Source organism: Flavisolibacter tropicus (assembly GCF_001644645.1).
In the GTDB taxonomy this organism is placed as follows: domain Bacteria; phylum Bacteroidota; class Bacteroidia; order Chitinophagales; family Chitinophagaceae; genus Flavisolibacter; species Flavisolibacter tropicus.
On record NZ_CP011390.1, the window covers coordinates 2027000 to 2042857 of the forward strand.

12 protein-coding genes are annotated in these 15858 nt (G+C 40.4%); 6 read left to right on the plus strand and 6 right to left on the minus strand.

The window, feature by feature from the left end:
* Window positions 1-13 precede the first annotated feature (13 nt).
* The 4 genes from SY85_RS08555 to SY85_RS08570 all read left to right on the plus strand — a co-directional run bounded on the left by SY85_RS08555 (window position 14) and on the right by SY85_RS08570 (window position 6025).
* A complete protein-coding gene (locus SY85_RS08555; RefSeq protein ID WP_066403552.1) occupies window positions 14-2395 on the plus strand; it encodes a 3-hydroxyacyl-CoA dehydrogenase/enoyl-CoA hydratase family protein in 2382 nt (793 codons plus the stop codon).
* 190 nt (window positions 2396-2585) lie between these two features.
* Entirely contained in the window at window positions 2586-3254 is a 669-nt protein-coding gene (locus SY85_RS08560; RefSeq protein WP_066403554.1) for a M10 family metallopeptidase domain-containing protein, read from the plus strand.
* A 61-nt stretch (window positions 3255-3315) separates the two neighbouring features.
* Entirely contained in the window at window positions 3316-4686 is a 1371-nt protein-coding gene (locus tag SY85_RS08565; protein ID WP_066403557.1) for a M16 family metallopeptidase, read from the plus strand.
* Between the two features lies 1 nt (window position 4687).
* A complete protein-coding gene (locus SY85_RS08570; RefSeq protein WP_066403558.1) occupies window positions 4688-6025 on the plus strand; it encodes a M16 family metallopeptidase in 1338 nt (445 codons plus the stop codon).
* A gap of 17 nt (window positions 6026-6042) precedes the next feature.
* Here the strand turns inward: SY85_RS08570 and SY85_RS08575 are convergent, their stop codons facing one another.
* Window positions 6043-6978, minus strand: a complete 936-nt coding sequence (locus tag SY85_RS08575) for a TIGR01777 family oxidoreductase (protein WP_066403560.1) — start codon at window positions 6976-6978, stop codon at window positions 6043-6045.
* 241 nt (window positions 6979-7219) lie between these two features.
* Between SY85_RS08575 and SY85_RS08580 the strand changes: the two genes are divergently transcribed.
* On the plus strand, window positions 7220-7783 hold the full coding sequence (locus tag SY85_RS08580) for an LVIVD repeat-containing protein (protein ID WP_066403562.1): 564 nt from the start codon (window positions 7220-7222) through the stop codon (window positions 7781-7783).
* Between the two features lie 9 nt (window positions 7784-7792).
* On the plus strand, window positions 7793-8539 hold the full coding sequence (locus tag SY85_RS08585; RefSeq protein WP_066403565.1) for an LVIVD repeat-containing protein: 747 nt from the start codon (window positions 7793-7795) through the stop codon (window positions 8537-8539).
* 192 nt (window positions 8540-8731) lie between these two features.
* On the opposite strand, the gene ftsZ is transcribed toward SY85_RS08585, so the two are convergent.
* The 5 genes from ftsZ to murG all read right to left on the minus strand — a co-directional run bounded on the left by ftsZ (window position 8732) and on the right by murG (window position 15854).
* Window positions 8732-10603 carry a cell division protein FtsZ gene (gene ftsZ / locus SY85_RS08590; protein ID WP_066403567.1) on the minus strand — a complete coding sequence of 624 codons (1872 nt, stop codon included), beginning with the start codon at window positions 10601-10603 and terminating at the stop codon, window positions 8732-8734.
* Window positions 10604-10730: 127 nt separating this feature from the next.
* The gene (gene ftsA / locus SY85_RS08595; protein WP_066403574.1) at window positions 10731-12101 is read right to left on the minus strand and encodes a cell division protein FtsA; all 1371 of its coding nucleotides are present in this window, start codon (window positions 12099-12101) and stop codon (window positions 10731-10733) included.
* Window positions 12102-12212: 111 nt separating this feature from the next.
* Complete coding sequence (locus tag SY85_RS08600; protein WP_066403575.1) at window positions 12213-13307, minus strand: cell division protein FtsQ/DivIB; 1095 nt, start codon at window positions 13305-13307, stop codon at window positions 12213-12215.
* Window positions 13307-14749, minus strand: a complete 1443-nt coding sequence (murC, locus tag SY85_RS08605) for a UDP-N-acetylmuramate--L-alanine ligase (protein ID WP_066403576.1) — start codon at window positions 14747-14749, stop codon at window positions 13307-13309. Before murC ends, SY85_RS08600 begins: the two co-directional genes overlap by 1 nt.
* A 13-nt stretch (window positions 14750-14762) precedes the next feature.
* The gene (gene murG, locus SY85_RS08610; protein WP_066403577.1) at window positions 14763-15854 is read right to left on the minus strand and encodes an undecaprenyldiphospho-muramoylpentapeptide beta-N-acetylglucosaminyltransferase; all 1092 of its coding nucleotides are present in this window, start codon (window positions 15852-15854) and stop codon (window positions 14763-14765) included.
* Between the last annotated feature and the right edge of the window lie 4 nt (window positions 15855-15858).

Sequence of the window (15858 nt, forward strand, 5' to 3'; positions counted from 1 at the left end):
CTAACTAATTTATATGAGTAAGCGAATCATCAAAAAAATAGCTGTCCTAGGCAGTGGTGTTATGGGCTCTCGTATTGCTTGTCATTTTGCAGGCATTGGTGTTCAAGTTCTATTACTGGATATTGTACCCAAGGATGCGGAAACTTCAGACAACAAAGCGGCACGCAATAAACTGGTAAACGATGCATTACAAGCTGCCATTAAAAGCAACCCCTCGCCCGTTTATACTAAAGATGTAGTAAAGCGTATTACTACTGGCAATTTTGATGATAACCTGAAAGAAATTGGCACCTGTGATTGGGTAATAGAAGTAGTGGTAGAACGCCTGGATATTAAACGTTCTCTTTATGAGCGCGTGGAGCAGTTCCGTAAACCAGGTACACTAATCACTTCTAATACATCGGGTATTCCTATTGGTATGCTTAGCGAAGGAAGAAGTGATGATTTCAAAAAGCACTTCTGCGGCACTCACTTTTTTAATCCGCCCCGTTACTTACGCCTACTGGAAATAATCCCTACAAAAGATACTGATCCGGCTATAGTAGACTTCTTAATGCACTACGGCGACCTATACCTGGGCAAAACAACAGTATTAGCCAAGGATACACCAGCATTTATAGCTAACCGTATAGGCGTGTACGGTATGATGGCCATCTTTGGCTTGATTGATAAAATGGGAATGACCATTGACGATATAGATGCGTTGACCGGTCCATTGATTGGCCGCCCCAAATCAGCAACCTTCCGCACCGCCGATGTAGTAGGTATTGACACCTTGGTAAAAGTGGCCAAAGGAGTTTATGACAATTGCCCGCAAGATGAAGCACGCGAAACCTTTCAGATACCTGAATGGCTAAACAAAGTAGTAGCCAATAATTGGCTGGGTGATAAAACAGGTCAGGGCTTCTTTTCAAAAAGAAAAAGTGCTACTGGAGAAAAAGAGATCTACACACTGGATCTAAAGACCTTAGAGTACGGTCCACGGGCAAAGCCAAAGTTTGCCTCAGTAGATGCAACTAAGCCAGTTGACGATCTTAAGCAACGTCTTAAAATGTTAGTGGCAGCACCTGATAAAGCTGGCGAGTTTTTACGACACTTCCATTATGGTCTGTTCTCTTATATCTCACACCGTATTCCTGAAATCAGTGATGAAGTGTATCGTATAGACGATGCCATGATGGCGGGCTTTGGCTGGGAAATAGGCGCTTTTGAAAGCTGGGATGTATTGGGCGTAGAGAAAACAGTGCAGGCCATGCAAGCTGCTGGTTATTCCGTAGCGCCTTGGGTAGAAGAAATGCTGGCAAGTGGCAATAAATCATTCTATAAAGTAGAAGGTGGTCAAACCCTGTGTTACGATCCACAAACAAAAACCTATAAGCCAGTTCCTGGTGGTAAAGACTTTATTATTCTTAGCAACTTTAAGGATAAGATCGTATGGAAGAATGCTGCTTGTAATGTATACGATATAGGCGACGAAGTGTTAGGCATTCAATGGAATACGAAAATGAATTCCATTGGCGGTGATGTATTAAGTGGTATCAATAAGGCCATTGAACTGGCTGAAAAAGACTACAAGGGTCTGGTAATAGCTAATGAAGGGCCCAACTTTAGTGCTGGTGCCAATGTAGGCATGATCTTCATGCTGGCTATTGAACAGGAGTATGATGAATTAGACTTTGCCATTCGCTTATTTCAAAATACCATGATGCGCGTGCGTTACTCATCTGTTCCGGTAGTGGTAGCACCCCATGGCCTGGCATTGGGGGGAGCATGCGAAATGAGTCTTCATGCTGATAAATGCTGTCCTTCTGCAGAAACCTATACAGGACTAGTAGAATTGGGTGTAGGACTTATACCAGGCGGTGGCGGTACAAAAGAGTTTGTTGTACGTGCCTCTGATGACATGCATGAAGATGAACCAGAGACCATTACATTAAAGAATCGCTTCCTTACTATTGCGACAGCCAAGGTTGCCACCTCGGCACAGGAAGCATTTGGTTTAGGCATTTATCGGAAAGGCCTAGACGAAGTGGTAATGAATCAGAATCGTCGCGTATCAGAAGCCAAGAAATCAGTGCTGGAGCTATCTGACAGTGGTTATGTAATGCCGCTACAACGGAAAGATGTAAAAGTATTAGGCCGTTCTGCATTAGGAGCCCTATATGCTGGTATACATGGCATGCATCAGGCAGGTTATGCTACTGATCATGATACGGTAGTAGCTAAAAAACTGGCCTATGTAATGTGTGGTGGTGATCTAAGTGAACCAACATTTGTTAGCGAACAATACTTACTGGATTTAGAGCGGGAAGCCTTCCTTTCTTTATGTGGTGAAAGAAAGAGTTTAGAGCGTATTCAAAGTGTTTTAAAATCTGGAAAGCCTGTAAGGAATTAAACCTTCTCGCTAAAATAAAAAAGCACCCAATAACGGGTGCTTTTTTATTGGGTGAACTTTTCCATTTTAAGTTAGATAAGCACTCCACACAATTTTGTATCTTTTATGAAGCTATCTGGCTAGCTATTAAGGAATATTGGCACGATAGTCTAATGATACACTTAACCATCTATCAACGAAACAAATAAGTATGGGAGAAGCAGAAATACTTACGGGACAAAATACCATTACGATTCACTCTCATATTATTACGTATGGTACGGCGGCAACTCCTGAACTAACAGAAAGCATACGCGAAGAGATTGAATCCATGTGGAATGAGCCGAAAGGGCTTGTATTACTAAATGGCGACACCTATCATTTACAATTCCGAACAACTGCAGCATTCCAACCTGAGATATCTGAGTTGGATGTATTGCAAAACCTTGACCCTAGAAACAATTATTTCCGGATAGAGCCTTTCGCATTGGGCAACATTTCCTTTGTAGATGGTATTGGCTGCAATACCGGCTATTTTTTGCTGGAGAATCTGTACAAAGGTTCTACTACTGCCGCCCACGAATACGGTCACACAATAGGTTTAGATCACCCAACGGATTTAGATATACGTGGAAAAGGCGTGCCTGGCATCATGTACCCTAGGGGGACCTTGGTAGATCCTATGTATCAATATGATCCTGCTAAGCCTGCAGGCGTTACAGGAGGCACGATGCACCCCATGTATCGGAAAGTATTACAACAGGACATTCAGCTACTTCACCTTAATAGACTACGCTTCACCGAGAATAAAGCCATTGTTGGTGATTTTTCCAATGTTTACCATTGGAGTCATCAGAATACCACCCATGGAAATGTTTGAAAAGCACTACCACTGGATGTCAAAAAGCATTAACTTTTAAGCATATTAAACCATACTATTTATGCATAAAAAGTGGGTTCTTCCGCTGCTTGCCATTCTGTCTTTGGCTGCTGCAGCGCAGCCGCGTTTACCTAAAAACTATTATTGGCAACGATTAAACAACGGTCTTGAAGTAGTAGTTATTGAAAACAGCCGTGTGCCACTAGCAACGATTGAGATTGCTGTCAAAAACGGGGCTTATACAGAAGGCCCGGAGTATAGTGGGTTATCACACCTTTTTGAACACATGTTCTTCAAGGCCAATAAAGACTATCCGGATCAAACGAAATTCATACAACGTACAGAAGAACTGGGCGCTATCTGGAATGGCACTACAGGAACGGAAAGAGTAAATTATTATTTCACTTTTGATAAAGACAGCTTACTCGCCGGTTTAAAGTTTATGAATGCTGCCATGCGTTTTCCTATCTACAGAAAAGAAGATATGGAAAAGGAACGGCCTGTAGTAGATGGAGAATTCCAGCGTAATGAAAGTGATCCTTTTTTCCAGCTATGGATTACATCACAAAAGAAATTATGGGGTGATCTATATACCCGTAAAGTAGCCATTGGTGATCACGACATCATTAATACGGCTACCCCAGATAAGATGATGATCATCAAAGACAAGTACTACTACCCTAACAACTCCATCCTGGTTATAGCTGGTGATGTAAAGAAAGAGAATGCCTTCCAATTTGCAAATCAGGTATTCGGTGATTGGGAAAGAAGCAGTTTTGACCCGCATGAGAAATATCCTGTTCCTGACTTTGCTCCTTTAAAGAAAACAGACTATTTCATTCAAGAGTCTTCAATAGCACAAACGCCTTACATCATGCTGAACTGGCATGGCCCTGACTTCAGAAATGACTCTGCAGGAACGTTAGCAGCGGATTTATTTTCAACAGCATTGGGCCTAAATTCTTCAAAGTGGCAACAAGCATTGATCGATAAAGGCTTGGCTACCTATGCAAATATTGGTTATCAGACCAATAAATATGTAGGACCCATACAGATCATTATTGTTCCTAATCCGGAAAAAGTGAAAGAGTGCTATTCTGAAATGATGAAACAGATTGAACAATTCTCCGACCCCAACTACATCACAGATGCAGAACTGCAAACAGCAAAAGAAGTGTTAGTACGCAACGAGATAAGAAGTACGGAAAAACCATCTGGACTAGCCTCACAACTAACTTTTTGGTGGGCCAGCACATCTCTGAATTATTATACTGATTACATCTACAACCTTATAAAGGTTAGCAAAAAAGATATGGCCGACTATGTAAACAAATACATCAAAGGGAAGCCATACGTTGCCGGCATGATCATTAATGCAGAGATGAACAAACAGTTAAAACCAGCTGAATACTTCAAATCAAACGACAATTAAAATGAAAAAACTAACTCAACATATTGCTTTATTTTTTCTGGCTGCTATACCCATACTTACCAACGCACAAATGGGACAAGCTTATGATATGACCATTAATGGCGTAAAAGTGATTGTGCAGCCTAGTGGTAACGAAATTGTAGAAGTGCTTACCATTCTAAAAGGAGGCGTGCAAAACTATCCCGCCGAGAAAAGCGGAATAGAAAATATGGCTATTACGGCGTTAACGGAATGTGGTACCTTAAAAGATGATAAAAACTCATTTAAAAATAAGTTAGACAAAGTAAGTGCGCAGATAGGTGGTTACAGCGGAATGGATTATGCTAGTTTCCGAATGAATTGCATCAAATCAGATTTTGACAAGGTATGGCCACTATATACCGATGCATTAACGATTCCCAAATTTGACGCAAAGGAATTTACCAGGATCAAGCAAGATGCTATCACCAATTTAAAACAACAGGAATCCGATCCTGATGCAGCTATAGACCGTATGGCACGGCAGGTGGCATTTGCCGGGAAAAATTATGCGAAAGAACCTTCAGGAACAATAGCGAGTATCAGCAAGTTGACAGCGGAAGAAACACAACGTTACTATAAATCCATTCTAAACCGCGGCAGGATGACGATCATTATTGTTGCTGACTTAGATAAAGAAACAATAGAAAACAATGTGAAACGTCTTTTATCAACCATCCCGGCAGGCACACCATTTAACCCAAAGAAAGAAAGCTTTACTACCGCGGCCAACAATTTCAAGCCACAGGATAAAGAGTTGGCTACTAACTATATTCAAGGAATTACCAGCGCACCAACGCCTGGAACACCGGATTATAATGCCTTTGTGCTAGCCATGCGTATTTTCTCCACCCGCCACTTTGTAGAAATCAGAAGTAACAATGGATTATCGTATGCTCCGGGCGCTTGGTTTAGCGGAGGCCTCACACCTTATGCAAACCTATATGTAACCACTACAGACCCTAATAAATATATAATTACAGCCAGGCAATTAATAGACAAAGTGAAGAAAGAAGGCTTTACTGAAGAAGAACTAAAGAATCAAAAAACAGGTTATATCACTAATGTTTATTATCGTCAAGAAACCAATAACGCGCAAGCTGCAGCGTTGGCTTCTAATGAAGTAGTACATGGCAATTGGCGTCGTGCTAATACGGTGAAAAACGATATGGAAAAAGTAACAGTAGCAGACCTAAACCGCGTATTCAATAAATACATTAGTAATATAAGCTGGGTATACCAGGGAGATGCTAAAAAAGTAGACCCAAAACTTTATACACAAAAAGAGACTCCCAAGCAAACAGACATAAAAACATTTTAGAAAAAAAGGCCCCGTGACTACGGGGCTTTTTTATTTAAGTTTTCCAGAGCTTGCTCTATAGTAGGAAAAGAGAAGAAGAAACCTGTATCCTGCACTTTTACTGAACTAACAGTAGCACTCTTTAATACTTCTATGCTCATCTCCCCCAGCATAGCTTTTAATACAAAGGCTGGCACAGGTACCGCAATAGAAAACCCACCCTTTACTTTAGCCATTTGCTTTATTAGATGACCATTGCTCACAGGGTTAGGCGCAACAGCATTGTACACCCCATTAAGAGATTCATTTTCTACAGCGTTTATGAAGAGCCGAACCAAATCGTCAATATGAATCCAGCTAATAATTTGCTTTCCAGAGCCTAATATTGATGCCAGACCAAATTGTAAAGGCTTGTGGAACTCCGCATAAGCCCCACCCTCTCTACTCAACACGATACCGATGCGAAAAGTAACCAGGCGTTTTCCTAGCGCTACAACAGGCTTAATAGCCGCCTCCCATTTTTGACTAGTACTTCCAAGAAAAGTGTTATCGGCAGGATCTGATTCAACAAATGGCTTTGGGTTTGGTAACACAGGATCTGGCCCATACCATCCAATGGCAGAAGCGCTGATCACGGCTTTAACTTTATTGGGCGTTTCGCGTAAAGCTTTTACCAATAGCTCCCCGGTCTTAACACGGCTATCTACTATTTCCTGCTTACGTTTATCTGTCCAGCGCCCCTGGGCTATATTAGTACCTGCTAAATGAACGATAAAATCGGCGTCTTTTATAGCTTGCTCATCAATATGCTGCTTGTTTACATTCCAAGTGGCATGGCTGATTTTAGAGGCAGCTCCATTATTATTTGATGCTTTTCTTGATAAAATAATAACATCATGATGCTTATCGATTAATGCTTTTGCCAAAGCACTGCCTATCATGCCGCTTCCTCCTGTAATTAAAACTGTAGCCATAGTATTTAAACAAGCAAAGTTGGCAAATGTTCTCAATGGCAAAAAGTTCTGCTATATTATAACAAGAACATTATCAGGCAATTTCGAATAAGTCAATTTAATATATATCACGATACGCAGCACTACTCATGGTTAACGGGTCCATACTAGGAAATCGCTCTACTATTTGTCGGCTGTCTAATTCATTTAGATAATTGCAGATGTTTTGCGATTCTTTACAATGTATCAAACCACTGCATATATGATAAGAAACATTTTGCTTGCGCTCTTATTAGCCTCCTTCCTTTCTGCTTGTTGGAAGTTTGGGCGACGTCCGGAACCCCGGGAATCTGTTATGGGTTACAGACCGGTTTACAGCAACGACCTTTCCTTATTAAATGTAACTGCGGAAGCACCCAAGCCAGTTACTAAAGCGGGTAAAATTTATGTTTTAGGGGATTTTATTTTTCAAAACGAGTTAGGGGAAGGCATCCATGTTTTGGATAAAACGGACCCTAATAAGGTAAAGAACATTGGCTTTATTAAAATCCTAGGTAATACTGAAATGTCAATAAAAGGAACGTTTCTGTATGCCAACAGTTATTTTGACTTGGTTGTTGTTGACATTTCTAACTGGGAAAATCCAACTGAGGTTAAAAGGGTAAAAAATGCCTTTTTTGGCGCTACGATGCGGAACTACCAATCCGCGATCCCCGTTCCGGAAAAAAACGCTTATGCAGTATGTGTAAATCCAACATTAGGTATTCAAACCGGCTGGAAGAAAGACACTGTGCATTTTTCTGATTGTTATTTTTTTAACCCTTAAGCAACTTCTATGTCTACTATAAGATTCTTTTCTCTTTTTACACTAATAGCCTTCACCTTTTATTCCTGCACCAAAGAGAGCAATACCGGTGCTGATACAGCATCTATAGGAAAAGGGGGCTCGCTGGCTCGCTTTACTATTGTTGGCAATTATTTATACATTGCAGATCAATATACCCTTGAAGTTTACGACATAAGTAGCCCTAAGGAAACAGCAAAAAAGAGCAGCGTGCCAGTTGGCTTTAATGTAGAGACCATCTTTCCTTACAAAGACAAATTATTCATTGGTTCCAGCCAAGGAATGTATATCTATTCCCTACAAACTCCAGAACAGCCACAAAAATTGGGAGAAGCACGTCACGTACGAAGCTGTGATCCTGTAGTAGCTAATGATTCGATTGCCTATGTTACATTGCGTGGAGGCACTCCTTGCGGGGCTGCAACAGATGGTTTGTATACTTATAATGTTTCTACGATTACTGCTCCTGTGCAGAGAAGTCTTTTGCCATTATCCACACCTTATGGATTAGGATTAAAAGATTCGGTTGTGTTTGTTTGTAGAGGTAGTAATGGCCTAACTGCTGTTAATGCAAAAAAGGCAGAAAGCCCTAAAGAAATGTACACTTTAAAAGATGGCAATTACCAAGATGTGATTCCTTATGACAACCTACTCATTTGTTATGTGAGTACGGGAATCATACTTTATGATATCAGCAACCTTAATCAATTGATAAAGCTGGGCACCTATGCCTATTGACAAAACATTGTCATAATTTGAAAAAACGTCCTGCTTAAACAGGACGTTTTTTCATTTAGATACATTATAATTAGCAATATAGCCAAACAAAAACCCCCATCGCGAAAGATGGGGGGAACAACTAAAAACACGAGCCATTACCGGCTGTTTCATTGAAACAGAGATACATGCTGCTAATCAGCAGCTAAACTATTAATCTGGCTTTTTGCCATCTAAGAAACTATTGATCGTACTAATATGCACGTTATTACTTTCTCCTTTTACAGAATAATTGCTGTAAAAGTTCTCAACACTTGCCGAGCTATTGTGCAATTCCATATTGCGGCGGATATAAGCCGGTACAGTTTCCAACTCATTGTTAGGATCAGCTGCATTAATGTTGAACGACAGATTGCGCAATTTCTGTAACCGTTCAGCAGCTTTACGTTTTTCTTCCTCGGCTACGTCCTGCGGAGCAGGTGCCTCAGCTGGAGGATTTGTAGACACATGAGATGAATAAGACGTTGGTATCTCCGCCGCTGGAATTTCATTCCTGATCACCAATTGCATATCAACTGAATCATCTTCTGTTGAAGTAATCTTTGGAGTAGGAATGGGTTGTTCTACAGGCTTAAAAGCTGATTTGTCAGTTTTATGCTCTGTATAGATATTGGATGGTCTGGCCAGATATCCCCCAGACGCTGCAGACGCCTGAGACATCGTTGAATTATTTTGTGCTTGACCTATATTGCCTAATATATTATTTCGAAGCTGTTCAAACTTATCATTCAGCTGTTGCTTTTTCATCTCAAGTTCCTTCCTTTCAATGTCAAACGCATTTTCTTCTTTTATCTTCAACTGAAGATGAGTAGGTTCTTCAACTGGTGCAGCGGGCTGTTCTTCTACTATAGAAGGATTTAAGAAGAAAATATCAGATTCAGCATCCTGCAACTGCGGCATTGGAGTTTCATCAACCAAAGTAGGAGCAAAAGGATCAGCTTGAACTTCTGGTTGTTTTGCTTTTGGCTTAGGAGCCTCACCACCCAGCGTCATTACGATCTTATCCTCTTTCACAACAGCCTCTGTCGCTGATTGCTTTTTAGGAGCAGTAAACGGATCTTTATGCTCAAAGCCAGTAGCAATCAGGGTAATACCTATTTTAGAACCTAAAGAGTTATCATAACCCAAACCTAAGATCACGTCTGTGCTCTCACCGGCTTGACTTAATAAATAATTCTGGATAATATCTACTTCGTCCATAGTGAACTCATGCTCACCCTCCGCTGAATTAATATTAATAAGAATCCATTTTGCACCGCGGATGTCATTATCGTTCAACAATGGAGAGTTCAATGCATCTTCAATTGCAACCTGTGCACGGTTTTCACCTTCAGCCGCAGCGTTACCCAAGATAGCCACACCACCGTTGCGCATTACAGTACACACATCAGCAAAGTCGACGTTGATTTGACCAGTGCTGTTGATTACATCTGTAATACATTTCGCTGCTGTTGCCAAAACGTTATCAGCTCTTTCAAATGCTTCACGCATTTTAAGGTTACCGAATTGATGACGCAGTTTATCGTTTGATATAACAAGCAATGTATCAACATACTGCTTTAAATTTTTGATACCTTCCTCGGCTTGTATCTGACGCTTTTTGCCTTCATAAGAGAAAGGCGTCGTAACAATACCTACTGTAAGTATTCCCAGATCTTTACAGATCTTGGAAATAATAGGCGCACCACCGGTACCGGTACCACCTCCCATTCCTGCTGTCACAAACGCCATTTTGGTATTTACCTCCAAAATACGTTTGATCTCTTCCAGGCTTTCTTCTGTAGCCTGGCGACCAATTTCAGGATTAGCACCAGCACCCAGACCTTGAGTCAGATGCGGTCCTAGTTGTACTTTATTTGGCACATTGCTTAATGCAATAGCCTGTGCGTCAGTATTACAAATAATGAAGTTTACGCCCTCAATATTTTGACTATACATGTGATTAACGGCATTGCTTCCGCCGCCGCCAATACCAATTACTTTTATTATCGATGATTTTTCTTTTGGCAAATCAAAATGAATCATAGTTGGTCTTTTTGTGCCATACGGTCCCCACCGTATAGCTGTTGAAAATTTTAGATGGATGATGGATGGTTAGCAAATGGACAAGTGATGAATCATAAGGTTAATTACGGATACATCATTCACCACATTATAGATGGTGATCTTCTTCTTCCTTGAAAATATCAATCAAACTGTTCTTAAACTTACCCCAGAAAGATGACATTCCCTTTCTTTCAATGCCGCCACCAGACACTACGTGAATAGGGCTAGATTCCACTTCAACCAATACTTCGCTTTTTAGCGTTTCAGGCACCTCTACGCGCTTGAACTCACTTTCAAACTGTTTGCGATTGTGTTCAAAATCATCATACCCTTTCAAGATCAAGCCTAAGCAGGTAGAATAAGTAGGCTTGGCTAGTTCTTCAATATGCCCAGCTGCTAAATGCTCCGTAGGCAAGCCAATGCGAGCATTTAAGCCGGTAACATATTCTGTCAATTGAATTAAGTGCTTCAATTGAGAACCACCGCCAGTTAGGATGATTCCACCATTCAACATTCTATTATCTAATCCAACCTGTTTTAAATGATAAGTAACAAAATCCATGATCTCGCTCATGCGCGCCTGGATAATGTTTGCCAAATTCTTAACACTAATTTCTTTTGCAGGCATACCTCTTAAACCAGGAATTGTGATATAGGCGTTGGCTTTAGCTTCGTTTGCTAATGCACTACCAAACTGAACTTTCATTTGCTCAGCCTGAGTTTTCAATACACCCAATCCTGTTTTAATATCATTAGTAATATTCTCTCCAGCAAAAGGAATAACAGCTGTATGTTTCAAAATACCTTCATAGAATACAGCCAAGTCTGTAGTACCGCCACCGATATCAACAATAGCAACGCCTGCTTCTAAATCCTCTTGAGCCATTACCGCAGCAGAAGAAGCCAAAGGTTGCAACACCAAATCCTTTGTGATCAATCCAGAACGCTCTACGGAGCGATTGATGTTTCGGATGGCATTTTTATCACCTGTAATGATGTGAAAGTTGGCGCCCACCTTAACACCACCGTACCCAATCGGATCAGCGATATTCTGGAAGTTGTCAACTGTAAATTCCTGAGGAATGACATCAATAATTTGATCACCGGCAGGAATGTAGGTTTTGTATTGATCAGCGATCAACTGGTCAATCTCTTTTTGAGAAATTTCGTTTTCTGTTTCCTGGCGTACAATGTCGCCACGTGTTTGCAGACTCTTAATGTGATGCCCAGCAATACCTACGTATACTTCATTAATTTCCAAGTTTGGATTTGAAGCATAGCAGTTATCCAAGGCTTGCTGAATTGCCTTGATCGTTTCATCGATGTTTAACACTTGCCCGTGTTTAACACCGTTAGAGTTGGCACGGCCAAAACCTAAAATCTCCAGTTTACCGTACTCATTCTTCCGTCCGGCAATTACTGCGATTTTAGTTGTTCCAATGTCAAGCCCCACAATAATTGGTTGCTCGTTGTTCATGTTCTATGTTGTTTTTAGTTGTTTGTCGTTGTTGAATAGAATGCATTAGACAGCAATGCCCATTACAAGCCATTCAAATGATTTGAGTTCGTCCAGTCTTCCAACTAACCTCTACCCCTTTTTACTCTTTGGCATAACCGCTTTTGGTTGTTGAACAGGCTTACTCTCTTTTGGTTTATTTAGTGTATTGGATGTTTGCGGCTTTGTATTACTGAAAGTTTGTCTTTCAGCAGGACCGCTACTTGGTGGTTTTCTTTCAGGTATTGGATTTGTCAAAACAGAGTCTAGCTTACGAAAAGCTGAATCTTTCTCATTTACAAACTGTGTAACCTTTTCACTAAACAGGCTATCATTTTGAGCCTGAGCTTTCGTTTTTTCAATGAGGGCTTCAATATTCTTCTGTAATTGAACTGAATCTATTGCCGCAGTTGGATTTGTTTTTACCCCAACCACTTGATCTGCATATTGTATATCAACTACTTTATAAACATCAAATCCAGTTTTTCTTAGTACTTGCTGATAAAACAGCAACAGATTATGCAACCTTTGCTCCAAGTTCTCTACTCCTCCTAGCTTAATAATATGGTTTCCGACTGCTGGAATCAATTCAATTCCTCTATTTTCATTTATGTCAATCTGAGCAATCTGCGCTTTCCAAAATTCATTTTCATTTACAAATGCCAGTAACGTAGCCAAATCTTTAACTAAAACACTATCCTTAGAAGCCCACTTTTTAGCCGCTGTAAAATTGGTTACTACTGGCAAGCGGATACTCACTTTATTCAATAAGGGCATTTTTACACCCGTGCTATCCAGATAAAAAGAGCTTCCGTCTGTAGTAAATACTCTAGCCATTGGTTCACGCTCCGTTACAATCACATGCAATACATCCCGACTATCAAAATACAATTGGGCTTCTTTAATCCAGGCATTTTGCTTTAAAGCCATTTCAAGCTTAGACAAATTGGTATTAGAAATTGCTTTCCCAACCAAAGAACCTCCTGAACTTTCTTTTAGCCGACTTAAAATATCGGCTTTCTCAATAAAATATTTCTCACCACTTCCTTTTACACTTACCACTACTTCTTTGCACTCATGATCTCCTTTATTATTATTTGCTGCAGCCAAAAGAGCAATCATACCACCTCCAGCCAGTAGGAAAACTACCAGTATGACTATTTTTTGTATGACTTTCTTCTTTTGCATTAAGCGTTCGCAAATATTTGTTTTAAAGGTGCCACTAGTTGATCTATATCACCTGCGCCGGCCACCACTATTACTTCACCAAATTCTTTATCAATTTCATTTGCATAACGACGAGCCCAATCAAGCAGTTCTTCTTTGCTTAACAATTGCTTATCTTCACCCTGTATATTTTTTAGGATAATCTCACTGGTTACACCTTCCATCGGCAATTCACGGGCAGGATAAATGGGCAGCAAAATTATGCGATCTGCGATATCTAAAGAAGAAGAAAATTCATTTGCGAAATCTTTTGTTCGACTAAACAAGTGTGGCTGAAAAATCACCGTAATCTTTCGCTGGGGAAAAAGATTTCTAGTGCTACGCAACAAAGCCCTTAACTCCTCTGGATGGTGAGCATAGTCATCAATCAATATAGGATATACATAGCCGCCTTTTTCTTTTGGCTCCCAAGGAAGTACGTATTCAAAACGTCTTTTTACACCTCTGAAGGAAGCAATAGCTGCTTTAATTTTTTCTTCATCAATCTCCAACTTATAAGCTACAGCAATTGCAGCCACAGCATTTTCTACATTATGCATGCCCCCCATATTCAAACGGAAACCGGAAATCATGCCGCCGGGTAATTGTACATTAAAGTCATACCCACCCTCCTGTATTTTGATATCGAGGGTATAAACAGATGCTGCATCATTTGTTGTACTATAAGTCCATTTGTTGTCAGCTTTAATGTCTTTAGCTTTTGTTAAACCAAACTTACTAATCAGCAAACCTCCTGGTTTCACTTTACTTCCAAATTCAACAAAGGCCTGCTGCATGGTAGCCTCATCGCCATAAATATCCAAATGGTCAGCATCCATAGCTGTGATAATCGCGACATCTGGACTTAGCTTTAAAAAGCTTCTATCATATTCATCCGCTTCGATCACGCTTACATTGTTAGGATCGCTCCAAAAGTTGGTATTATAGTTAGTTGAAATACCACCTAAAAACGCGTTACAACCATATCCACTATCGCGTAGGATGTGGGCGACCATGGTACTTACTGTTGTTTTACCATGCGTACCTGCCACACATATATTGAATGTATCGGCACTAATAGCACCTAATACATCACTCCGCTTAACTACTTTATAATTATTTTCCTGGTAATAAACCAACTCAGCATGCTGCTTTGGAACCGCAGGCGTATAGACTACTAAGTCAACATCCTTAGGAATATTATTAACATCCTCTGTATAATGAACGGGTATACCTTCTTCAACCAGCTTCTTTGTTAATTCTGTTTCGGTTTTATCATAACCGCTTACCATTACACCTTTAGCAATAAAGTAACGCGCTAAAGCACTCATGCCTATGCCACCAATTCCGATAAAGTACACACTATGGATGTCTTTAAGCGAAGACAAAGCAGTAGCTGTTGCTTGATGTTGGTTGTTACTCATAATACAGTTGTTCCTAAATACTCTTTAAAATTTCATCAGCAATACGTTGATCTGCGTCTACTATTGCTAACTTTTCAATATTTCCTTTCAATTGCTGTTGCTGAGTCCTATTGTCGGCCAAAGCGAATATGGCATCTACCATTTTTTCCTTTGCCTCACTATCCTTTACCATCAATGCCGCATTTTTATCGACCAGTTTTTTAGCATTCACCGTTTGGTGGTCCTCGGCGGCAAATGGATAGGGAACAAAAACAGATGGCTTTTTCACAACACACAATTCAGCAACTGCCATAGCACCAGAACGAGACACCACTATATCAGCTGCGGCATATGCCATTTCCATTTGTGTAATAAAATCGTTCACCCAAATACCAGCTTTTCCTGAAGCTTGCTTTTTCCAACGATCCATTTCCGTTTTGCCGGTTTGCCAGATTAGCTGCATATCTTTCTTTACAAAATCAGACAACCGTTCTTCCAAAGCTTCATTAATGGAGCGTGCTCCTAGACTTCCACCTACTGCCAACACCGTTAGCTTTCCTTCAGACAATCCAAAAAAACGAAGCGCTTCTGCCTTAGGCACATCTTCTGCCTTAACAATTGATGGTCTTACAGGATTACCTGTAATTACTACCCGATTAGCAGGAAAAAACTTTTCCATACCATCGATCGCCACAAAGGCCTTTGTTACATTTTTACCCAATAAGATATTTGACTTACCGGCAAACGAATTGCTTTCGTGAATAAAAGTGGGAATTCCCTTTGCCTGTGCATAGCGCAAAACAGGAAAAGATGAGTAACCACCTACACCAACTACCGCATCCGGTTTGAAGTCATTAATTATACTTCTTACCTGGAAAAAGCTTTTGGCGAGTTTAAAAGGCAAGCCAATATTCTTGATCAAAGAACTTCTATTGAAACCGGCAATATCCAAACCCTTAATATCATATCCAGCTTGTGGCACTTTTTCCATTTCCATCTTTCCATTTGCACCTACAAACAAGATCTGATGCGCAGCATCCTGTTGCTTTAGCGCATTGGCTATAGCAATTGCAGGAAAGATATGCCCTCCTGTTCCACCGCCTGCTATGATAATACGTTTCGCCATTCTT